General features: G+C 45.5%; 16 protein-coding genes. 11 read left to right on the plus strand and 5 right to left on the minus strand.

Features of this window, described 5'->3' with window-relative positions; genetic code table 11:
• The first annotated feature begins 51 nt into the window (after nucleotides 1–51).
• Nucleotides 52–1,479 (plus strand): glycosyltransferase family 2 protein, encoded by a 1,428-nt coding sequence (locus ACT7WV_RS07030; RefSeq protein WP_445102220.1) that lies wholly within the window; start codon nucleotides 52–54, stop codon nucleotides 1,477–1,479.
• Nucleotides 1,480–1,504: 25 nt separating this feature from the next.
• Here the strand turns inward: ACT7WV_RS07030 and ACT7WV_RS07035 are convergent, their stop codons facing one another.
• Entirely contained in the window at nucleotides 1,505–3,808 is a 2,304-nt protein-coding gene (locus ACT7WV_RS07035) for a DNA polymerase III subunit gamma/tau (RefSeq protein ID WP_445102221.1), read from the minus strand.
• Nucleotides 3,809–4,166: 358 nt separating this feature from the next.
• Between ACT7WV_RS07035 and rnhA the strand changes: the two genes are divergently transcribed.
• Entirely contained in the window at nucleotides 4,167–5,069 is a 903-nt protein-coding gene (rnhA, locus tag ACT7WV_RS07040) for a ribonuclease HI (protein ID WP_463424228.1), read from the plus strand.
• Nucleotides 5,070–5,106: 37 nt separating this feature from the next.
• Here the strand turns inward: rnhA and ACT7WV_RS07045 are convergent, their stop codons facing one another.
• The 3 genes from ACT7WV_RS07045 to cruF form a co-directional block, all read right to left on the minus strand.
• Entirely contained in the window at nucleotides 5,107–6,582 is a 1,476-nt protein-coding gene (locus ACT7WV_RS07045) for a hypothetical protein (RefSeq protein WP_445102223.1), read from the minus strand.
• A 311-nt stretch (nucleotides 6,583–6,893) separates the two neighbouring features.
• Nucleotides 6,894–8,102 carry a 2'-O-glycosyltransferase CruG gene (gene cruG / locus ACT7WV_RS07050; protein WP_445102224.1) on the minus strand — a complete coding sequence of 403 codons (1,209 nt, stop codon included), beginning with the start codon at nucleotides 8,100–8,102 and terminating at the stop codon, nucleotides 6,894–6,896.
• 166 nt (nucleotides 8,103–8,268) lie between these two features.
• A complete protein-coding gene (gene cruF / locus ACT7WV_RS07055; RefSeq protein ID WP_445102225.1) occupies nucleotides 8,269–9,219 on the minus strand; it encodes a gamma-carotene 1'-hydroxylase CruF in 951 nt (316 codons plus the stop codon).
• A 325-nt stretch (nucleotides 9,220–9,544) separates the two neighbouring features.
• Between cruF and ACT7WV_RS07060 the strand changes: the two genes are divergently transcribed.
• From ACT7WV_RS07060 to ACT7WV_RS07100, 9 genes are all read left to right on the plus strand, one after another.
• On the plus strand, nucleotides 9,545–10,786 hold the full coding sequence (locus ACT7WV_RS07060; protein WP_445102226.1) for a GNAT family N-acetyltransferase: 1,242 nt from the start codon (nucleotides 9,545–9,547) through the stop codon (nucleotides 10,784–10,786).
• A gap of 104 nt (nucleotides 10,787–10,890) precedes the next feature.
• Nucleotides 10,891–11,358 carry a Holliday junction resolvase RuvX gene (ruvX, locus tag ACT7WV_RS07065; RefSeq protein WP_445102227.1) on the plus strand — a complete coding sequence of 156 codons (468 nt, stop codon included), beginning with the start codon at nucleotides 10,891–10,893 and terminating at the stop codon, nucleotides 11,356–11,358.
• Nucleotides 11,359–11,453: 95 nt separating this feature from the next.
• Nucleotides 11,454–11,723, plus strand: coding sequence for a 30S ribosomal protein S15 (rpsO, locus tag ACT7WV_RS07070; protein WP_445102228.1), 270 nt, complete (start codon nucleotides 11,454–11,456; stop codon nucleotides 11,721–11,723).
• A 16-nt stretch (nucleotides 11,724–11,739) separates the two neighbouring features.
• Complete coding sequence (locus tag ACT7WV_RS07075; RefSeq protein WP_445102229.1) at nucleotides 11,740–12,228, plus strand: PAM68 family protein; 489 nt, start codon at nucleotides 11,740–11,742, stop codon at nucleotides 12,226–12,228.
• A 233-nt stretch (nucleotides 12,229–12,461) separates the two neighbouring features.
• Nucleotides 12,462–13,520 (plus strand): 3-deoxy-7-phosphoheptulonate synthase, encoded by a 1,059-nt coding sequence (gene aroF, locus ACT7WV_RS07080; RefSeq protein ID WP_445102230.1) that lies wholly within the window; start codon nucleotides 12,462–12,464, stop codon nucleotides 13,518–13,520.
• A 1,216-nt stretch (nucleotides 13,521–14,736) separates the two neighbouring features.
• The gene (ggpS, locus tag ACT7WV_RS07085; RefSeq protein ID WP_445102231.1) at nucleotides 14,737–16,245 is read left to right on the plus strand and encodes a glucosylglycerol-phosphate synthase; all 1,509 of its coding nucleotides are present in this window, start codon (nucleotides 14,737–14,739) and stop codon (nucleotides 16,243–16,245) included.
• A 129-nt stretch (nucleotides 16,246–16,374) separates the two neighbouring features.
• Complete coding sequence (gene glpD, locus ACT7WV_RS07090; protein WP_445102232.1) at nucleotides 16,375–18,081, plus strand: glycerol-3-phosphate dehydrogenase; 1,707 nt, start codon at nucleotides 16,375–16,377, stop codon at nucleotides 18,079–18,081.
• A gap of 130 nt (nucleotides 18,082–18,211) precedes the next feature.
• Nucleotides 18,212–19,240, plus strand: a complete 1,029-nt coding sequence (locus tag ACT7WV_RS07095) for an NAD(P)H-dependent glycerol-3-phosphate dehydrogenase (RefSeq protein WP_445102233.1) — start codon at nucleotides 18,212–18,214, stop codon at nucleotides 19,238–19,240.
• A 298-nt stretch (nucleotides 19,241–19,538) separates the two neighbouring features.
• Entirely contained in the window at nucleotides 19,539–22,751 is a 3,213-nt protein-coding gene (locus tag ACT7WV_RS07100; protein ID WP_445102234.1) for a HEAT repeat domain-containing protein, read from the plus strand.
• 172 nt (nucleotides 22,752–22,923) lie between these two features.
• Here the strand turns inward: ACT7WV_RS07100 and ACT7WV_RS07105 are convergent, their stop codons facing one another.
• On the minus strand, nucleotides 22,924–23,070 hold the full coding sequence (locus ACT7WV_RS07105; RefSeq protein WP_445102235.1) for a hypothetical protein: 147 nt from the start codon (nucleotides 23,068–23,070) through the stop codon (nucleotides 22,924–22,926).
• Between the last annotated feature and the right edge of the window lie 602 nt (nucleotides 23,071–23,672).

Below are 23,672 nucleotides of genomic sequence, written 5' to 3' on the forward strand. Positions count from 1 at the left end.
ACAATTTAGTATATAATTTTAATGATTAATGGTAGTTAAATAAATTTAATTATGTCTAAAAATTCTTGGTTAGAAAACGATTCTGACGACGATATTGATCCAATTAGCTCTCTTTTATCCGAGTTGTCAGACGACGATTTTGAAAGTGACTTCTTCTTTCAGGGATTAGAAGGGAGGCGACGTAAAGCCGCTGTAATCTTAACAGTGATTTGGGGCGGTACTATAGTACTCCACTTAGTTTCCTGGGGTTACTGGTTAGTTTGCAGCTTAACGGCATTATTAGGAATTCAGGCACTAAGAATATTACTAGCTCAACCTTTAAAAACGCCCGAACCGCTCAAAGATGATGACCAAGCAAATTTTCCTTATGTGTCCCTACTGGTAGCAGCCAAAAACGAGGAAGCTGTTATCAGTAATCTAGTGAGGAGACTCTGCAATTTAGATTACCCAAAAACGCGCTATGAAGTTTGGGTAATTGATGACCATAGTACCGACGGGACACCATTGCTGTTAGAGCAACTGACCAAAGAATATGATCAACTAAAAGTACTCCGTCGCAGTGCTGATGCGGGTGGTGGTAAGTCAGGGGCCCTCAATCAGGTTCTACCCCTAAGCAAAGGAGCAATTGTGGGAGTATTTGATGCTGATGCTCAAGTATCCAAAGACTTACTCAGGTGTGTGCTACCTCTATTCAACCAGCCGCAAGTGGGAGCAGTGCAAGTACGTAAAGCGATTGCCAATGCCCAGCTAAACTTCTGGACAAAAGGTCAAATGGCCGAAATGGCTTTCGATACTTACATACAGCAACAGCGCATCGCCGTTGGTGGCATTGGAGAATTGCGAGGCAACGGTCAGTTTGTACGCCGTTCGGCACTACAGCATTGCGGTGGTTGGAATGAGCAAACAATCACCGATGACTTAGATTTAACCTTACGCTTGCACCTAGATAAATGGGACATCGGCTTTCTTGACTTCCCTGCAGTCCAAGAAGAAGGCGTTACTAGCGCCTTAGCCCTATGGCACCAGCGTAACCGTTGGGGAGAAGGGGGATACCAGCGCTATTTAGACTACTGGCGTCTGATTGTCAGCAACCGCATGGGAACCTCGAAGACTCTCGATTTATTCTCCTGGATGATTATCCAGTACTTGTTGCCAGCAGCGGCTTTACCGGATGGTTTGATGGCAATCGCTCGTCACCGTCTACCCCTGCTTAGCCCTCTGACTGCACTAGGCCTAACGATCACTTTCATTGGTATGTTTACGGGAGTACGCCGTACTCAGGGCAATTCGCCATTAAGCGTCTCCAAGGTTTTTCTCAACCTTTGGCAGACATTGCGCGGCACCTTTTATATGCTTCACTGGATGCTAGTAATTGCTGGTATTACCGTTCGTCTTTCCGTACGTCCCAAGAGGCTCAAATGGGTAAAAACTGTACATCAAGGGACTGAAGAAGCTGGGGAAGAAAGTTTTGAATTTTAAACTGGTGCTGCGCCGTAGCTAAGCACTAGAATGCTAAATCACCATCTTCATCATATTGATATTGCCGATCTTCTCGCTCTGGAGTAGTCGGGATTTTTTCTGGTAAGCTTGCCCTGCTCGATGTTGACTGGTGATTAACTGCCAATGTCATTGAACTGAGCAGTTTAGAGTCAGTCTCTGAGCTTGATTCAGGTTGGTTAGAAATAGCCTCAATTACTGCCGACCGTTTTTTCGGTTCAGTCATATCTGACTGATGCTGAGTCAAATCATCTTTAAATTCAACAATTTCCCCGTCAAAAAATTTTTTGAGATTATCAAGGGCCTTCTCTACTTGAGCAGCATCCCAATCTGACTCTTGTCCAGTTTGGGACACAGAAGACTCGCTTAAAGCTGGTGTCTGACTGCTAACGTTATTTTCTTCAAGTTCTTGAGATGGCACTGTGGCTGGTTTTAGAGCAGGTGAACCAGAGGTTTGACCTGCCCCCAACGCCAATTTTTCTGCTACTCGTTTCTCGCTATTTGGTGGCGTTAAGGGTTCAGTAGGATGCTGCGGTGTAACTCTACCTGATGGCACCCACTGCTCCGATGACCCAGTTGGTGCCTGAGTAGCTGATGGCGGTGGCATTGCTTCTTGAGGCTGATTGTTAGATACTGGCTCCTTAACAACAACTGATGGGGATGCCGTCCCTTCCACAATTTGAAAACTCAGTTTTATTCGGTCTTGGCGAATTACTGCAAAAGCCTTTTCAATTTGGGGGGCTGTTTTTTGTATTTGCTTCAGCATACCCTTCTTATTAACACCAAGATATGCATGGTGATCATTCAAGTCTAGTAAGCGGCAGTAATCTTGTAGCAACTGTCTAGTACCGGGTAGTTCGGTATTTTGAATCACTTGTTGCCAAACTTTTTCTAGTTCAGATAGCTGTCTAGTAGCTGCGCTTGTCTCCCTTGACTCCAAAGTTGCAGCACCAGGTTCTGCCTGTTCCGGCGGCGGCGGTTGTAGGGTATTGGAACTCGGTTTTTGTTGGTTTGGCAATCCTTTCCGAGTCAAAGGGTCAATTTCTGGAACTGATGAGCGTAGTTGGCTTGGTTCCTCAGTTCTGGGAGTTTCTGTGGGTGTTGCCTTCTGAGATCGATGGTTTTTAGGATTCTCTAAAGGAGTTTCCTTGTGGGTTTCTGAAGTTTGTAGCTGTTGAGTATGATTAGACTTTGAGTTTTTCTTTACTGGCTCAGAATTTTCGGCAGAAGGCAATAAACCGAGTAAGGTTACCTCTAGCCACAAACGCGGCTGAGTAGTGTTTTTAATTTGAGCTTCGCTGTTTTTGAGATGCTGTTGACCTTGCAAAATACTGCTAACTGGCAAGGGTTGAGTAAACTCACACAACTGTTTCCAAGTAGGAGATGTTAAAGCCACTAAATCATTGCGATGCGGTGCAGTTTTAGCAATCAGTAAATCTCGGTAGAAACCAGCTAAATTTTGCAGAACTACTAAAGGTTCTCGACCCCGATCCATCAGGTGGCGGCACTGAACGAGAACCAACTGAGCATTGTTAGAAGCGATCGCTTCTGCTAGGACTAGCAAGTCCCGTTCTGGTACTGCTCCCACCAAATCCCAAACTCGCTCGATCGTTACTTGTCCTGGTAACAAACTGAGTTGATCCAACAAACTTTCCGCATCCCGTAATCCCCCTTGTGCTACTTGGGCAACTACAGTTATTGCCTCCGGTGTGATCTCGATGTTTTCTTTTGAAGCAATCATGCTCAGATGAGAAACCATTGCTTCTAGAGGAATGCGGCGGAAATCAAACCTTTGAGTGCGGGAGATGATGGTGGGCAACACTCGCTGAGGGTCTGTTGTTGCCAGCACAAATACTACGTGTTCCGGTGGTTCTTCCAAGGTTTTCAGCAAGGCGTTGAATGCCGCCGTACTGAGCATGTGTACTTCGTCTATGATGTAGACTTTGTAGCGACCTTGAACGGGTGCAAATTGAGCACGCTCAATAATTTCTCGGATGTTATCAACACCAGTATTACTAGCAGCATCAATTTCAATTACATCAAGGGCGGAACCTCTAGTAATTGAGCTACAAACTGCACAACTGCCACAAGGGGAGGGGGTAGGCTGCTCACGAGAAAGACAGTTAAGGGATTTTGCCAGAATCCTGGCAGAGGAAGTCTTACCAGTACCCCTAGGGCCGGTAAACAAGTAGGCGTGAGCAATCCTTTGGCTGACGATGGCGTTAGTAAGGGTCGTGGCAATGGCCTCTTGCCCCACCAACTGGTCAAACCTCTGAGGGCGATATTTGTGGTGTAAGGGTTCGTAGGACATGAAAACTGTTGTTCCAGTGATCGCGCTGGTTGATAGCTGCTCTACCTAGCTTAGGGGGTTTTTACTGAGGTTCCATTAATTAGTGGCTTCAAGCCAGATGATTAACTCAAACTTCTCCAAAGAAGCGTAATCTACTAGCAGGCAAGTTTGGGGAGATAGTTACTTCTAGGAATAAAAAATGGAATCTTATTCTCAATTTTCCATTTTCTATTTTCCATTTGCGACTTCTCCCCCGCCTTTCAAGCGGCAGAGAACTCACCGTATACTGATTTCAGATGCCTTCGCTACCGAACACTCGGCAATCTTATCTCCTCGTGACCCTGATTTTTCTGGGTTTTTGCGATTTAATTGGTTAATCATGACTCTTACTCGCACAATCGACAGTTTTTACACCGACGGAGCTTGTAGTGGCAACCCTGGCCCTGGTGGCTGGGGTACTTTAGTTTATTTCACTGATAGCTCTATTTATGAGATGGGCGGTGCTGAAGCTCAAAGCACTAACAACCGGATGGAACTACAAGCCGCCATTCAGGCTTTAAAGGTTTTCCAAGCTTCTGGACAAACTGAATCTGTTAAACTCTACACCGATAGTGAATACGTAAAAAACGGTATCACCAAATGGGTAAAGGGCTGGAAACAGAAAGGTTGGAAAACCTCCCAGGGAAAGCCTGTTTTAAATCAAGACTTGTGGCAAACTCTTGACGAGCTTAATTCTTCACTGGTGCAGTGGGAATATGTCAGAGGACACAATGGCAACGAGGGAAATGAGCGTTGTGATAAGATAGCTCGTGCCTTTGCCACGGGGAAACCTCTGGCACTAAGACAGGCCTTGAACCTTGGTATTCCACCAATGGTGGCAACCAACCATCTATATAGTACAGGCGTATTAGATAATTCTACTACTCCTGAGCTAGCTCAAACAACTGTACAATCCCTGGTTTCCCACTCTGATGTAGTCATGACGGACTCACTTACTTCTTCCTCTACTGCTGCCACTGAAGACTTACCCCGCGAGGTAAGAGTTGCTCAACTGCGCAACCTCATAGAAACTCTGCGCATTGCCGATGAAGTGGCTAGCCAAGGCTACTTGATTAGCAGCTCCGAATTAGCAGATTTAATGGATGTCAACGCCAGCGCTGTGACCAGTCGAGGTGACAACTGGCCTTGGCGTAACTGGATTGTCTCAAGGGTACGGCGTGAAGGCAACCAAATTCTCTGGCAGCTAGAACGCGTAGACCAAGTTAATGTTGACGAAGATTAGGTTAACTGGTTTTTGCGGTTGCCCGCTAAAGCTGAATTTAGCTCATAACCTTGAGCAATTCCCGCAGGGGAGTTCGGTGATAAAGAAAACCGAGGGTGCTTTGCAAATTTGCCAAGTTCAAAGGTGGGTTGGTTAAAAGAGTATCAGCCGCAACAATTGCCTTCCAGTCTATGGACTGTGCAGTTACTTGCTGCCCCATTACTTGAAGAAACTCGTAAGCGATAATTCCGTAACCAATAAAAGTCGGATGAAAGCCATCCAAACCAAAAATCCCCCCCTGATACCTCTGACTGGGATCAGGAGCATCTGGAGACAAACTTAGAAACCGTGTATCCAGCAGTAGCTCGCCTTGGGGAGTAAATCTATCCTTAGTTTTGGGATTGTCTTGAATTGCCTTGACCAGTTCAGGAGGAAATTGGTATTTTACTTGTCCTTCCTGTCTTCTGAAAGCTAGTTTATCGAGTACCTGACACATATCAACTACATGCCAACCACGCTTGCTAGCTTCTGCTTTAATCTGTGAGTTATAGGCGTTAATTGTCGCATCAATTATACGAGCATCCTCACGGGTGAGGTAGGAATACTGGTTGGGAGATTTGGAAAATTCATCATCCCAAACCCAGAATTGGGTGTAGTACTCGTAATAGCCATCACTGCTGAGTGCTTTACTGCCAGTGGCACCAGGAGTCACACCCCGGCTGATGGGCGGTATGGTGACGTGGGGTACAGTGGCAATGAAAATATCATTGGCCCCAATAGCATCAAGCTTGGGGCCAATGCGCTCAAGTACTGTTTGAAAATGCTCAGGCCGCCACAAATTGGGAGTCTGCTGTTGGGGATCATTTCGCTTTTGAGCTAGCCTTGCTGGGTCGAGGTCTTCCTTCTCAGACCACTTAATGTCTAAACTGGTGACTGTGCCGAGGCAGTTGTTGCCTCCTAGCCAGATAATCAGATTCTCAATCCCTTGTTCTTGCTTAGCGATCGCTTGGGCTGCTTCAATTTGCGATAAATTCTTATACTGAGAGCCGAAGCTAGGATTGAGCGTCCGTCGAGCAGCGCGATACATGGGAAACTCAGGAATCTGCCCCAAGAAATTATCTTGTGGTTCCGGAAGATAACGGCGACAAAGTTCTTCAGTTAAGGTGTCGCAGTCATCCAAGAGGAAACTAAAGACAGCAAGATTGTCATGTAAAGGACCAGTTGTTGAAGGTTCATTTCCCTCACCCCGTTCCCAATAATCTTCTACACGATCTAGAAGACTACGTACGCTTAAGGTTGCGGGGATAACATCAGTCCAATTAACTTTAGGTCCATATCTTTGAAAAAGTAATCGCAAGACATTTTCTAGGTTAATCGGCAGACCACCCTCACCGCTAAAGTCAGGTTTTCGGAAGTTTTTGGCTCCCAAACAGCGAGCAATTATTGCTGGATAGGAAAACTCGGTTTTATAAATGCTGCCACTGGTAAAGCCTTGAGATAGGCTATCACCGATTGTGACTAGTTTTGCTGGCATAATGCTTTTCCTTTAATTTGCTCCACGTTTCTTATTGCTTATTGCTTCAAATTTGCCGTTGAGCTTTCCGGATTGATTGTTATCAAACCTTACATTTAAGACTTAGGGAGTTAGCTTTAAAACTGAGAAAAAATCAGTTAACAGGAAATGACTTCAATACCTATTCTTCCCTTGCCAAATTGCTTAACTTACCAATTTGTGTAAGTTCCTCAACAAGTCTGTGATATGCAGTTGGCAGAGAAGCTGATGAAATCTTTTTTATCAAAACAGGGTAGAAAACTTCCTGGCTGATTATATTATCGATGTATTGGTTATGAGAACTGGTAACTCCGCCCCCGCCACTGAGTCGGTCTTTTGATCGCAGATAAGAAAATGCGCCAGACAGCTAAAGGATCTGCCAGGGGGGACAGCCAAAACAGCGCAGAAGCCTGGGGTAATGCCTGAGTGCGGTCATAAGAGGGCGCGATCGCTAATAATAATGCAAAGCGAATCAACAGCAAAAACGAGTTTAAGCCAACTGCGGCAGTTACTGCTGGGCAAGAACTTCCCTGAGCAATGTAGCCCAGAAAAAGTAGGCAAGCGGGCAAAGGAAGACCCTGGACAGCTAGTAGCAACCATAAATCACTTCCTAGCTGACCAGGAGAAGAGGCATCTTTGAGATCAAGGGAGCGTCCCCACTCTTGCCAAGTCTCTTTTGCTCCTTCATACATCCGCACTTTCAAAACCTTTGCCCCATCCAGAAAGCCCACTTTAAACCCTCTAGCAGCGGCATAGCGAGCAAGAGTCACATCGTCGCAGAAAGACCCCTTAGCGCTGGTGTAACCCTGCAGTTTTGCCAAAACCTCTCGACGAGACAAAAAGCATTGTCCATTTGCCATGACTCGTTCTGGCGTTTCTCCACTAATCCCAGCAGGACCAAACCTGTAGACCAAGGTAATCAATAGTGCTGGCTGTAACCACCACTCCCCAGGATATTTGAGAATAAATTGCGGTGAGAGGGAAACCAGGTCAAATTTATGGGCAACGGCGGCTTGGATCAAACCAGCAACTAGTCCAGGATGAGGCTGGGTATCAGCATCCATACCCAAAACCCACTCACTCTCAGGAGAACTGTACAAATAACCAGTATGCAACGCCCAAGGACGCCCTACCCAGTCCCATGGCAAGGGATCATCTGTAATTAAGCGAAATCGAGGGTCTTTGCTTTGAGCTTTCTTGACCAACTCTGGTGTCCCGTCAGTCGAGCGACTATCTACGACAATGATTTCTCGCACCTCGTAACTTTGTTGACTCAAACCTGTCAAACAGGGTGTCAACCGCTCTTGCTCGTTGAGAGTGGGAACCACCACACTCACAGTACCAAATTGTTCAGGCGTCGTGGTTCCAGGAGCAATGGGTAGACGACGACTAGGGCCTTTAATCAGGCGCGAGAGCAAAAGGCAGGTTGCTGGTATCTGGATAACTAACAGCGCCGTTGCGATCAAGCCAGCGGTTTGGGGTGAGAGTAAGCTGAAGGACATTGGGTTTGCTTGCTTGAAATGATGATATGTAGGTTTTGAGTTGTGTTTTACTCTTTAAGAGAATTGGTTGAAGGTATGAAACTGGCTTTAAATCTCAACCTTCAACCTAACCGGGCAGGGAACGCTTGGCGAACAACCTAATCTTTGACCAAGTTGAGAACCTGAGTTACTTGTGGGTTGCTCCCACTGGTGATGCTGGTAATTTACTGATCTGTGGTTCGTTTGCTGGAGTATTTTCCGGTTGAGCTGATACAGTCGGCGTTGCTTGTGAGGGGGCTAACCACCAGAGACAGATGGCAGGTGCGACGCCCAACAGCAAGCTTAATACTACCGGTATCCAAATTCCAGCGCCAGTAATAGAGATTACCGCACCGAAGACAACGTTAGTTATATAAACAGATAGGGGAAATACCAACTGTTGGCGCGATAGGGGCAGGGGATTTTTTCCCCAACACAAAGCTGCCACTGTCATAAATAGGGCCCCCGTCGCCATCCAACCGGCAAAGTTTTGGTAGGGTGTGCCAAAAAAGGCACCCTCTTGCCCGTATTGCCAAAAGGGATAAATAGTTCTGCTCATGGCTGGATCAAGAGCAAAGTCCCAAGATGTTAAGAGAGTTGCTCCTAAGACAATTGCCCCAATGTGACCTAGCCATCCCAGTTTGCTTACGCCTTTTGTACTAGCTTCTAGAGCAGTACGAGCAATTACATAGGAAGCAAATCCCATATAAAACCAGGAAAGGGGAATAGTAAAGGGAACAAGACCAGCAATTTTGTAGCCCAAGCCACTCAAATAGCCATATTCTCCGAAAGGAAAACCCGTACTCGTACCCAGTAATTCGCTGCTCAAAGAAAGAACAACAGCAGGCACCATGAAAGTTAACCATCTCCACAGTCCCAGGTGGCGATAGGCATAAATCGCTACAGCTATTGCACCTAAAATTATGTAAACGACCCCACCCCCAGCCATTGACCAGCGAAACAGAGTTTGTCCAAACTCTGGTAAACCTGTAATCAGTTCGGGGTTAGGTAAAACTAACACTAGCCCTGCTAGTCCAAAAACCATCGTAAAAATGTGGGCAGTGAGCAAAAAGCGCTCAAGATTAACAAGTTGCTTCATGGGAAACTCCTAAAACTGTGGAAACCTCGACAGGTAAAGCCGGAAAAGAGCCTTCTTCAACGGGAAGCGGCAAGCAAACTTCTGCGAGCAGGAACACCCTGAGTCGTCTAATAGTTTACAAATGTTTATGAAAAATTCCCCCTTTCCCAACCAAAATTACAGAATGCCACTAATTTATTTAAGTGATGGGGCAGATGGGGTAGGGGTAAAATCGTTAAGATATTGGCAGTAACCTCAACCTCAGTATTGCAACTGTTTGTTGTGGGACAAGCGAAGTTTCTCGCCTCTGCTACTTGCTATCGGCTTCACGGCATCTGTACCCAAAATGACTTTACCCCTCCCGGAAAAACCGAAAAATGTAATCCGCCTTATTCAATATGGCGATTTGGAGGCAATCGAACAGCTTGCTAAAAAGGCAATTGATGCCGATGGCAATAGTAGCTCGATTGATCTCCTGCGAAAATTACGGCAACTTCGACACTGGTACGGACTTGTCAAATTTTTGAGTTGGTTCCCTAATCCTTGCCAGTATGACTTTTGCATTTACGTTGCTCAACAAATACAACAAATTCGCGGACTGATACAGGTTGCACCATTTAATCGCACCCGCAGCACTTGGCGGGTAGAACGGGTGTTAGTCAATAAAGACTCTTCAGATATTAACAATACTCCAGCAACAGGAGATACAGGATCTGGACTACTGCGCCACTGCTTCGAGACTATTTGGGAAGCGCGTACCTGGTTGTTGGAAGTAAATATCCATGACAAAAGTAAAATGGCGCTGTATCGCCAAAATGGTTTTCAACCTCTAGCGCAATTGACTTACTGGGAAATTACACCGACAACCATCCAAAAGCTTGGAGATCATGAACCAGATTTGCCCAACTTGCTCCCGGTAAGCAATGCTGATGCTCAGTTACTCTATCAGCTAGATACAGCATCAATGCCCCCCTTAGTACGCCAAGTTTTTGATCGTCATATCCAGGATTTCAAAAAAGGTTTCTTTAGAGGGGTAACAGAGCATTTTCAACAATGGTTAGGTAATACTGAGGCAGTTAGTGCCTATGTATTTGAACCCCAGCGCAAAGCAGCAATTGGCTATTTTCGGTTGCAACTTCACCGAAATGGTGATCAAGTTAACGAAGCTCAGATGACTGTTCACCCTGCCTACACTTGCTTATATCCAGAGTTGCTCTCTCAAATGGCGCGAATTGTTAAAGAATTGCCCAACCAATCTCTAAAGTTGGCTTCGGCTGACTATCAGCCAGAACGAGAAGAATATCTGGAAAAGATTGGAGCCCAAAGAACCGAGCATACCTTGCTGATGTCTCGTTCAGTTTGGCACAAACTCCGGGAAGCCAAACCAGTTTCTTTTGAGTTATCTGATGTCTTAAAGGGGTTGCAGCCAGTGCGTACCCCGATACCTAGTCGCATCGCCTGGTTGGTTTCCCAGTCATTAAATCATCACCCCTCAAGGACAGATTTATCTTCTTGTGACTCAACTAAAGTAAATCCCTCCCCCAAAGAGATCAAACCACAGGGAGAATCTCCAGAAACTCGTAATTAGAGATTAGGTAAAGTAAACTCCCTCAGCTCAAATTCCCGATTAACTAAAACACCAGTACTACCTCAACCCCTAATCAGCAGTCTCTAGAAATTCAAGGGAAAGTTATGCAAAAAATCTCAGCCCTAGGTTTAGATCTTGGGAGCAAGCGTATTGGTGTTGCTGGGTGTGATGGAACTGGTTTAATTGCTACAGGTATCACCACAATTGAGCGCACTTCCTTTCAGCAAGATATAGCGCAGCTGCGAGAATTAATCGAACAAAGACAGGTTCAGGTTTTGGTAGTTGGCTTGCCTTATTCGATGGATGGCACCATTGGCCCCCAAGCCACTAAGATACAAAAGTTAGCTCTTAAGTTGGCAGCAGCCCTTGATTTGCCTGTGGAGTACGAAGACGAGCGCCTGAGTTCCTGGGAAGCAGAAGAACTAACTAAGACAAAAAAGCGATCGCTTTCTACTGATAAAGGTCTGATTGACCGCAAGGCCGCTGCCTTAATTCTGCAAAGATGGTTAGATAGCCGCCGTTGGCTCAGTCAAAGAAATACGCCTCCAGCAGAAAACTTTTCCCCTCACTAGAAGCTTTTCTTTCTAAGTCAGCGTATTACTTTTCAACCATCGGGTCAAGAATGATAACATAAAAGACTGCTGTACGATACTAATCAAATCTATCCATGAGTCTGACCCAAGAAAGCAAACAGGAAATTATTAACGGCTACCAAGTCCACGAAACTGACACAGGTTCAGTGGATGTTCAAATTGCTATGCTCACGACCCGAATTAGTCAATTGAGCGGCCACCTGAAAATCAACAAAAAAGATCATTCCTCCCGAAGAGGATTGCTCAAAATGATTGGTCGGCGTAAGCGTTTAATGAACTATTTGCGCAAAGAAGATCTAGAACGCTATCAAGGCTTGATTAAACGCTTAGGCATCCGTGGATAGATTAAGAATTTAAATTATGTCTACTGAACCATCGCGCGGGTCAAAAAACTCTCCTGAGGAGAATCGTCTACCATTTGAGCCGCGTCAGAAGCGCCAAAAAAAACCTAAGACTACACCGTCAACAGCACCTCAAAAAACTGCTTCTGGACAAGGGAAATCTCCAGGTGCCAACAAGGAAGCAATGGCAATTCCTGAAGTAGTCAGCAAACGCATGGTGCGACGTATGGCCTTGCTGTGCGGGGTTCCTACGTTTATGGGTATAGCAACCTTTTTTGTCAGCTATCTTTTGAGCACAAACGTTGGGTTAAAACTGCCCAACGTGGCGGTGGTTCTTGTCAGTATGGGATTTTTTGGTTTAGGAGTGTTGGGATTAAGCTATGGGCTTCTCTCTGCTTCTTGGGATGAAAACACACCAGGAACAAACTTAGGTTGGCAAGAGTTCACCACTAATTGGGGAAGAATGACATCAGCATGGCGCTCCGCTAGACAAAAAACTACCAACTAGACAATATTTGCCTAGTTAGACTGGCAAGAAATACTCAAGTGGAACTGCTTAATTTACCAAGGTTGCTGCTTGTTAGCCTTTGATTGATTAAGCCGCTTGTGCCTCTAAAACCCTCCTCATTTCCTCATCAAGGAGTTACGCAGTTGAACCTTCAGACTGTCTGGAAATTCATCCAACTGCGTAAGTCCAGACAAACTTTACGCAAACAAGCAATTTACCAGGGGCTTTAAAACATGATCGTGGTAATGAAAGTCGGCTCCCCAGAAGCCGAGGTTGTTCGCATTAACCAGGAGCTGGAAGAATGGGGTCTGACTCCAGAAAAAATTGTCGGCAAGCATAAAGTTGTGATTGGTCTAGTTGGCGACACAGTTGATTTAGACCCCTTACAACTTCGAGAAATTAGCCCGTGGATTGAAGAGGTTTTGCGGGTAGAAAAACCCTTCAAACGAACTAGCCGCGAGTTTCGTCACGGAGAAGCCAGTGAAGTGGTTGTCTCGACTCCCAATGGACCGGCTTACTTTGGAGAGCATCACCCTTTGGTAATTGTTGCTGGACCCTGCTCCGTAGAAAATGAAGAGATGATTGTGGAAACGGCGCTTCGCGTCAAAGCCGCAGGAGCAAAATTCCTACGGGGAGGAGCCTATAAACCCCGGACATCACCTTATGCTTTTCAAGGTCACGGTGAAAGTGCCTTGGGTTTGCTGGCAGCCGCCAGGGAAGCTAGCGGTTTGGGTATCATTACTGAAGTGATGGACACCGCTGACGTAGAAAAGATTGCTGAAGTCGCCGATGTGCTGCAAGTAGGAGCACGCAATATGCAGAACTTCTCACTGCTGAAAAAAGTCGGGGCCCAAGAAAAGCCAGTGTTACTCAAGCGAGGGATGTCGGCAACAATTGACGAGTGGTTGATGGCAGCAGAATATATCCTCGCTGCGGGCAACCAAAATGTAATCCTTTGTGAACGGGGGATCAGGTCATTTGACCGTCAGTATGCAAGGAATACCTTGGATTTATCGGTGTTACCAGTACTGCGTTCCCTAACTCACCTGCCAATAATGATCGACCCTAGCCACGGCACAGGAAGAGCTGAGTATGTCCCCGCCATGACTCTGGCAGCGATTGCCGCTGGTACTGACTCTTTAATGATTGAAGTCCATCCTAACCCTGCCAAGGCTCTCTCTGACGGGCCCCAATCTTTGACACCAGAGAGTTTTGATCGCTTGGTCAAAGAAATGGAGGTCATTGGTCGAGCTGTGGGGCGTTGGGCTGCACCAGTTGTTGCCGTTGCCTGAGGGTTTTGTCGGTCGAACAAGTTGCTCTCTCAGGGCTAGTAATATTGCCTCTAGTAAATAGCAAAATTTTACTTGATAGCATAATCACAAAAAAAGAGATTCTTGGGATGGCAATAGATAAATACGAGAGGCAGATTCCTAGTAGCTTGCAATAAATTACACTGATATTTGTTATAAGTGAAGCTGATAATTTATTGGCGCAAATTTCTGACCTATCAGTAGTTTTATCCTAGGTTCAACTAGCTTTTCCCCACTGTGTCTGACAGCGAAGTGCCAGTTGATTTTTGAATATTTTTAAAGATTTGGCGGACATGGTATACTTCAAACGTAGCAGCCGAAGCAATCCGTGAAACAAGTCTTTACTGCCAAAATAAAATCAGAAGCAACCCTGAAGCAGATTAATCTACTTCAGGCTGTTTCATTGGCACATCGGGATGCAGCAAAATACGCTGTTCCCAAGAAAAAAGAGCGACCTGCTTGGCTAAAAAAGATTGCTTCTGACACTGGCAATCATGCAAATAAAACTCGTAGCTTTGGAAGTAAAATCTCCTCACTAGTCCCAAGATTAGAGAGGTTAGGCACTTGCGAAAGAGCCACAAAGAACTTCTGAGCAGCTAAAATATCTGTTTATCCAGGTTGGTTGGGAGAGCCAAAACAGAGCGCCAAACTTGTATCAAGCTGGTTAAGTACACCATACTTAGAAAAAGATCGAAACTTCCATTCCTAATCAAAAATTGTACTTTTCGGAGTTTAGTAGACACACAGTTGTTGAACTAAACCAAGTGATAAATTGATAAAAAAGCTGTAATCAATTACACTGTTGCTCTCAAAGTTGGTATGGATTTACTAATAATTTAGCGGAAGCTAGCAATCTTGCTTAGAGGACAAACCTATCTCTCTTTCAGTAGAATTTTCCTCTTTCGAGAAAAGTCATTAATCTAAGATGTCCTCGAAGAGCCAAGCCAGATAGGCGAAGCCAAAAGAATTTTGGTCAATGCTATTAGCCTTGGTCAATTAGGGTTTACGCATTTTAGATATTGACATATTAGTCACTAAACTCAAGAGGTAGCAGAGATTATCAGCACGGCGGGTAACTTGAGAAAGCAGACTTGTCGGCAAAATCAAAGTGATAGAAAGCATCTATTGTGCTTTGTAAGCCTGACATAGCACGGATCGGGAACTGCTTAAACAATTATGGCAAATACGAGGTGTACTAGTGAAATCTAATCTTGTTATTCTTTACCATCGAGAACCTTACGACGAGGTAGTTGAAAACGGCCAAACCCGTTACCTCCCAAAGAAAAGCCCCAATGGCATTGTACCAACGTTAAAAAACTTTTTCGCCAGTGTTAAGCAGGGCACCTGGATTGCTTGGAAGCAAGTCAATTCTAAACAAAAAGCTGATTTCCAAGAACGGGTAACTGTTGAAGACGGCGCAGGCTACAACGTACGACGCATTCCGCTAAGTGCCGATCAGGTCAAGCATTTTTACCACATAACTTCCAAAGAAGCTTTCTGGCCAATCCTGCACTCTTTTCCTTATCACTTCACTTACGAATCTTCAGATTGGCAAAACTTTCATACCATCAACCGTTTATTTGCCGAGGCTGCCTGCGAAGAAGCCGCAGATGATGCCCTAATCTGGATACACGATTATAATCTCTGGCTGGCTCCCTACTACATCCGGCAAAAAAAACCCAACGCTCGCATTGCTTTCTTCCACCATACGCCTTTCCCCTCCGTCGATATTTTCAACATCTTGCCTTGGCGGGAAGAAATCGCTGATAGTTTACTCTGTTGCGATATTGTAGGCTTCCATATCCCCCGCTACTCAGAAAACTTTGTCAATGTTGCCCGTAGTTTGCGGGAAGTGGAAATTGTTAAAAGAGAGCCAGTACCACCCCAAATTACACCTGTGGGGACAGCCTTGGCTGAACCAGACTTTACTACCCAATTACGCTACAAGAATCAGTTAGTCAATATTGACGCTTTACCTGTAGGGACAAATCCTCAGGGAATTCTCTCAGTTCTGCACAAACCAGAGACCCAAAAACGGCTAGTTGAGATTCAGCAAGCCATGAATGGGCGTAAGTTAATTTTCGCAGCTGGTAGGGTGGACTACGTCAAAGGCACCCGCGAGATGTTAGAAGCCTACGGACGTTTACTAGAGCGTCGCCCTGACTTGCGTGGCAAAGTTAACTTGATGGCAACATCGGTTTCAGCGGCGGCGGGGATGCGAGTTTACAAAACAACCCAGCATCAAATAGAACAACTAGCAGGAAAAATCAACGGACAGTTTGCTCAGTTTGACTGGGTGCCCATCATGCTGTTCACCCAGCCAGTGCCTTACGAAGACTTAATCTGCTACTACCACACAGCCGATGTTTGCTGGACAACTCCCCTGCGCGATGGCTTGAACTTGGTGGCAAAGGAATATATTGTTGCCAAAGAAGGACAAGGTGGAGCTTTGGTTCTTTCAGAGTTTGTTGGGGCCGCAGTCGAACTGCCAGAAGCAATTTTGACCAATCCCTACTCTATAGATCGCATGGACGAGGCAATTGACCAGGCGCTTGCCATGCCGGAAAAAGAGCAAAAGGAACGGATGGCTAAGATGTACGAAACAGTAACTAAATATGATGTTAATTACTGGGCTGATCATCTACTAGAGCTATTTGAAAGCACTAACCCTGAGAAAACATCGCAACAAGAAGTAGTTTCAGTTTAAAGTTATTGTCAACTCCCTACCATTTGCCTGAAGACTTAAACTGATATCTTTGCTAGGTTGAGTCTGGATACATAACTTATTGGCTCGACCGCAACTGGTGTTGACACTACAAGCAAAGAAAACTAAATCATGCGAGATTTTCAAACTATCCAGCAAGAAACCTACGACTTGATTGTGATCGGGGGCGGCATTAATGGTGCTGGCGTTGCCAGAGATGCCGCTTTGCGAGGTCTCAAAACCATCCTGGTGGAAAAGGGGGATTTCGCGGGTGGTACTTCGAGTTGGTCTACTCGTCTGGTGCATGGCGGTTTGCGTTATTTGGAGTATTTTGAATTTCCTTTGGTACGGGAGTCTTTACGGGAGCGAGAAATCCTCTTGCGCACGGCACCCCACTTAGTGCATCCCCTGATGCTGACGGTTCCTGTTTACAGTGGTCGCTCCCGCCCTTACTGGAAAATTCAGGCAGGGATGTTCCTTTATGACATCTTCAGCTTTGATAAAACCTTGCCTTCTCACCGGATGCTGCCCAAACAAAAACTCCGGCAGTTATTTCGCCATCTTGACCCAGAAAACTTGCAAGGTGCAGCTCAATACTATGATGCTCAGGCAGCTTATGCAGAGCGCTTGTGCCTAGAAAATATCATCTCCGCACGAGAAGCCGGAGCAACAACACTCAACTATGTGGAAGTGACCCAATTGCAGCGCCAAGGTAATCGGGTGACTAGCCTGATCTGTAAGGATCTTGCCTCAGGAGAAGAGTTTACTGTCCACGGTAGCGAGTCTGGGATGGTGCTTAACACCTCAGGTCCCTGGGTAGATCAGGTTTGCCAGAGGGCTTTTGTTGATGGCTCAGAGGCTCCCATCGGCAAAAGGAAAAAAATTGGCGGCACCAAAGGCAGTCACATTATTGTCAATGACTTTCCTGGGGCTCCCGATACGGCATTATACGTGGAAGCCAAGACCGATGGTCGTCCCTTCTTCATTGTACCTTGGTTGGGAATGTACCTAATTGGCACAACCGACCTTCGCTTCCAAGGGGAATTAGACAACATCAAGGCAGACAACGACGAGATTGATTATCTATTGAGGGAAACGAATAACATCATTCCGACTGCTCAATTGTCCCGTGAGGATGTCAAGTTTACCTACTCCGGAGTTCGTCCTCTACCCAATGAGGAAGGGAAGAAACCAGGAAGTGTAACCCGCAAGCATATCCTTTATGACCACAGCAGAGAGGGCGTGGTTAATTTAATCTCTCTGATTGGAGGTAAACTAACAACCTACCGCCACGTTGGTGAAGAAGCAGTTGATAGTGTCTTCCGTAAACTAGGACGCCAAGCACCGCCTTGTACAACAGAAACCAAGCCATTGCCAGGGTGCATTTTTCCTTACGACCCACGCTTGCAAAAGGCTCGCGACGAATACGGTGCCTTACTGCCTCTAAAAACAATTCACCACTTGTTTAGCCTCTACGGTGCCAGAGCAGTAAACGTTTTGTCATTAACAGACTCTAACCCCAAATTGGCAGAAGCGATCTATCCTGAGTTACCCGACATTAAGGCTCAAATTGTTTATGCCGTTAACTCAGAGTTTGCTCATACCCTCCTGGACATCACCCGTCGCCGCACTACTTTGGCAATGAAGGCACACTACGGATTGGAGTTACTTCCCGTAATTACCGAGACCCTGAAACAGCACTGCGGCTGGAGTGACCAAAAGTGTGATAGCCAAGTGGCAGACTATTTCACCTATATGAAGGAAAATTGCATTCCTGATTATGCACTAGCTCCTCTTGAGTCATCCTTTGAGCCGCAGCTCATGTCTAGCAATCGGTAGTAGTTATAGGGGACTGGGTAATTAGCAACAGGGTTAAGAATTATAACCGATTCTAAGTTGATTTATCCTAAATTTTTGTTAAGGTAGTAAAAATTACCCAGTCCCTCATTTTGAGTTAGGACAGCATTCTATGGTAACCAACCTTACAAACTCTCAGGCTTCATCGTCCCAAACACAGGAGACGAAAGAAGTTAACGTTAACCCAGATTCTTGCCAGCAAGACCAAACCCAACAGGCAACTCTGACAGTTCTTGGTGCGGGTGCCTGGGGTTCAGCCTTGGCGACATTAGCTCTTCACAATGGTCACCAAGTGCGCTTGTGGTCGCGCAGCAGTGACCAATCCCTGGCAGAAGCCTTGGCTGACGCCTCAATTATCGTTTCAGCCATCCCAATGAAGGGAGTAGCAGCTACTGCTGCCAAAATGCAAGAAATAGGCCTAGCTGACAACGTGACCATTGTCACAGCCACCAAGGGGTTGGATCCAGTAACCACCCGAACTCCTTCCCAGATTTGGCAAGACTCGTTTCCAGGACATCCGATTGTAGTGCTCTCTGGTCCCAACCTCTCGAAGGAAATTGAACAAGGACTACCAGCCGCCAGCGTCGTTGCCTGCACAGATTTGGCAGCAGCTGAGACGGTACAACAGCTCTTTGCTTCTGATCGCTTTCGTGTCTACACCAGTAGCGATCCCATTGGCGTTGAATTAGGCGGCACACTGAAAAACGTAATGGCGATCGCAGCTGGGGTTTGTGATGGTTTGCAGCTAGGCACTAATGCTAAGTCAGCTCTAATTACCCGTGCCTTGACAGAAATCATCCGTATCGGCACCCATCTTGGTGGACAGGCGGAAACCTTTTTCGGTTTATCCGGCTTAGGGGACATGTTAGCAACTTGCAGCAGCGCTCTGAGTCGTAACTATCGAGTTGGTTACGCTTTAGCCGAAGGAAAAACCTTAGAGCAAATTCTGACAGAATTACAAAGTACTGCTGAAGGGGTAAACACGACCAACGTATTGATGGAAATTGCCAATCGCGAAGAAATTCCGGTGCCAGTTTCTCGGCAGGTGCATCGCCTGCTCAACAACAAAATTACTCCGCAAGAGGCTGTAGGAGCCTTAATGGAGAGGGATTTGAAACCAGAAGCTTGTGACTTGCTCTAGAGCCAAATTTTTCTTTAACTAAGTAAGCGCACCTAATTAAACTAAACTCTTCTCGGATTGGGTTGAGGCTATTTTTAGCCAGCACTCATCAAAGTTTAATAGGTTGCGCTATTACTTTACTTATCCTAAAAATAAAAAATAATTAACTTATTATCCTAGTTCCCTAGGGCGGATTCTAGAGATAGAGCAGCCCTCAGTGATTCTGGGGAAAAATCAGATGGACAGGATATGCATACAGATAAAATATGCAGTGTTCGCCATTCCCCTAGGATTGCTATAGTCTCCAATTTTATCCCTGATGCTGAATCGGTTCATTGAGCAAATACTTGAGCAACGCCTGGGCATTTCTATCTGGAAAGTACGTCGCCTGACCCACTTGCTGTTGCTTGCGGCCTCTATTTTGGCTTACAACATCTTGGCTATGACTACAGCCAATTCTTTATTTTTGAGCAACGCTGGTTCTCAAAGTCTACCTCTATTTTATGTGCTGATTGGATTGTTTTCAATCCCAGCTTATGCCTGTTTTTCGCAAATAGTTGACCACTACTCTCGCCCTCAACTTTTCCGCTACATGTTGCTGTTAGCTATCTTCATGACAGTGGGAATGCGGGCATTGGTAACTTTAGAGAGTTTGCCAATTTACTACATAATCTTTATTGTTATTTTTTTTCAGTGGGATTTACACAATAATATTTTGTTTCCCAGTCTGCTCATGGACTATTTTACAGCCTTGGAATACAAACGCTACGCTCCTTTTATTGGCATAGCCCAGGCGGTAGGTACTCTCTTGGGCGGTGGCTTAACCAGTTTGCTATCAAAGTATTTGACAACTCAAGATATGCTGCTGAGCCTGCCTTTTCTGTGTGCCGTGGCTATCGCCCAGTTATGGTATCTAGAACGTTCAGAACGTCCCCTAGAATCTAATAGAAACCAAACACCAGTGGGGATGGTAGAAGCATTAAAGACATTTCCCGACTTAGTGAAGCGTTACCCAATTATTTTATTCTTAGCTAGTAGCAGTTTTTTATTAGTTATCATTTACATCACGTCTGAATTCGAGTACTTGAGCATTTACTCTCAGACCTTTACCAATGACCAAGAACTGACTGGTTTCCTGGGATTAGTCAGGATGACAAATAGTATTTTGCAAATAATTGTTCTTTACTGCTTCACTCGACCCCTGATCCAAAGATTGGGGGTAGGACGCATGAATTTGCTCTATCCTATGACAACATTGGTTAGCTTTTTAGGGCTAGCCTTTAACTTCAATCTCAAAGCAGCGATCGCTACCAATATTAATAGCGACTCCCTCTATAAAGGCATTAACTTGCCCGTACATCAATTGAACTATAACGCCGTTCCTCACGAATTTATGGGGCGTGTGCGCTCGCTCAGTGATGGTTTCTTTTATGCGATCGGTCTTACTTTAGCTGGGGTGATGTTATGGATTTCCCAATCATTTTTCACCCTAGTTGAGATCCTCTGGATCGGTGTGGGTTTCAGTGTAGTTCTTCTGGTTTTGCGCTCTTTCATGGGCAATAGTTACGCCCAATGCCTAGAAGTAATACTACGCTCAGATACAGTCAACCTGGACGATGTTGGTGAAGGATTGACCCAATTACCGCCTCAGTCTGGCTCAGTAATCCAGGAACTGCTGGAGAGCAGTGACCACTACACTCAACTAAAAGGATTAGAATTGGCTGTAGGTTTAGGAAAGCCCAGTCAATTTTTAGCACCAGTACAAGCATTAATCCCGACTGCCAATAACGAAATCCGCAAAGCTGCTGTCAAACTCTTGAGCAGCACACCAGACAACGAAACTATCGACCACTGCCAAGAGCTACTATACTCCCAGAATCCCACGATGCGGGCAATGGCATTAGAAGTCTTAATTGCCAGTAAACAGCCTCTCAATCAAGAACAAATCTGTTCCGGCTTAGGGGATGTCAGTCAGGAGGTTAGGGTATTAGCCTCTGTAGCAGTTGCCCAGAGTGGAGAAATCACCCCTGCGGAAATTAAGGCAACTTGCCAACAGTTATGGCAATCAGAGCTAGATACTACTACCGGAGAGGCAGTAGTACGAGCCGTATTTTTTAGCAGCAATCAAGAGCTGATTACCCCACTCAAGCAGGTTTTGACCTGTGGAACAGCAGTAGTCAAGCAAGAAGGATTAGAGGCTTTAGCGAGCCTAGCACGCCCTGGTGATGTCGAGTTGGGAGAAATCGCGGTAAATCAACTAAATCACCCAGAACCATCAGTACGTGCTGCGGCCTTCAAACTCTTGGGAGTTGCCCGTAGCCAGGGAATGTTGAGCTATGTAGCCCTAGGCCTCGAAGATCCTGACCCCCAAGTGCGTCGTAGAGCAGCAATAGCTCTTGCGGCTTACGGAGAGCAGGGTTTGTCTTTAGCTCAAGATAATTTGTCTTCCTCAAACCCAGATGTAGTAGAAGCGGCGATCGCAGCAATTGGACAAGTTCGGATCAAACGCGCCAGCGATATCTTATTTAACTATCTCAGTCCAGATTTCCAGCAAGTTGCTGCTACCAGACAGTGGGAGCAACAGATTCCTCGATATGATCTGAGTTGGAAGCCTTTAGCGATCGCGATTGCCGACTACCACCAGCGTCTCATTCAAAGAGTTTTATACGTACTCTCTTGTTTAGGCAACTCACGCACTGTTAATTCTGTCAAACGCTTGCTCTATAGCCGAGAACAAAGAGAAGTAGCTAACGCAGTAGAAACCTTAGCTTCATTGAACCATCGTCGCTTTGTCTTGCCTTTAATGCCAGTACTCGAGCAGTTAGCCAGTGGAGAGACGCCAGGAATCCTTACTCGCTCAAATCCGCAGTGGATGAGAACTAAGGGGCAAAAATTGCTTCTCGAAGCTCTAGAATCTAGAGACCGATGGATCAAGATTGGTGCTTTAATTGCTTTGGCTGCGGTGCCATCAGTTTTAATGAAAGATCCAGATCCTCTAGTTCAAGTTGCCGCCAAGCAGATTTTCTTGCCCCTAGATCAGCATCCATCCCCAAAGAATTTCTTTATGAACCGCCTACTCTTGCTGAAAAATGTTGCTTTGTTTCGAGATCTTTCCCTCGACGAACTGCTCTTAATTGACCAAGCTTTAGAGCAAGAACATTTCTTAGCTGGAGAAACTATTTTCAGCGAAGGCAGTTGGGGTAAGCATCTCTACATTATCGGTGAGGGTAGTGTGCGCATTGTCAAAGAAGTTGAGGGGGAGAAACGCGATCTAACTGACCTCTCTGTTAGTCAGCATTTTGGAGAGGTAGCTCTGTTTGATGATTGTCCCCGTTGGGATGGAGCGATCGCTGTTGAGGACTGTACCTTGCTGAAGCTGGAGAAAAATCGCTTTATTAGCTTAGTTACTCAACGCCCTCACATTTTGTTAGAGATTTGCAGATTCTTAAGTCAGCGCCTCAGACAAACCGACAAGTACCTACCTACCAAGAAGTTACCTGAACCATCTCAAGTGGCGTTAGAGAGTCTTTGAGCTTTTTATAACAAGAATGCTACAAATTATTCCCCCCCTGACCCCGTGCTTGTTATCTGTAGCCAACATTGAGGTATTTCTTATTAGGGGGCGAAGCCTGTTTAGGCAATGTTGCTCCCATCAATTTTCTCTACTCGCACTTCGCCCTCAATTGAGCGGAAACAGAATAATCCTAGGGCTTCAATTTACGAATTAGACCAATCAGGACTTCTGTTTTTGTTTTGCCTTTAGAAAAACAGTAAGCTTCTAGGTGTTGGAGATCGGCTTCGGGTATACGGATGGTCAGAATTCGATTGGAGGGAGGTTTCGTTCTGGTCATTGATTTTGTACTAACAATATACATATATTATGTTGACAATGTCATAACAGCACTTTACATTGTGTAATAATATCTAAAGTATTTTGTAATTACAAAGTTATCTTTAGCCAGAGCCAGTGACTTTGGCTCTCTAAGACAACCTAGTCAAGACTTTAAAACCGTCTGTAATTTTGATTACCTAGGTAATATGTGAGGACTTCTACCTTCATTGCCGAAATACATCCATTGATTTTGCCTACGGACTTTTTACCCTTGTGAGTGCTGCTTTGCTGACTGCTTAAGTCGATAAGTCTGATACTCAAGCGGATTTAAGTTTGCTGGGCATTCCTTAGCAGACCTGCCTTAGCCGGTCTCAAAGTCAAGCCAAGAGTGGCTCAAACCACGACGCAGCTTGAGTGTTGATTTCTAGATGACCATATGCAGAATAAAGAACAGCTGCAAAAACCACAAGGGACGCTACCAGAAGAAGAGGGAAATCAAATTTTTAAGTCATTTTTGGCACCATTAATCATTTTTTTCATTGATGGTCGTCGCAATCTTAATCTCAGACTCCAGGAATGGCTATGTTATCCTCACGAGCAGCTAGAGGAGGTAGAGAAAGA

The sequence above is a fragment of the Symploca atlantica LB2515 genome (genome assembly GCF_052546295.1).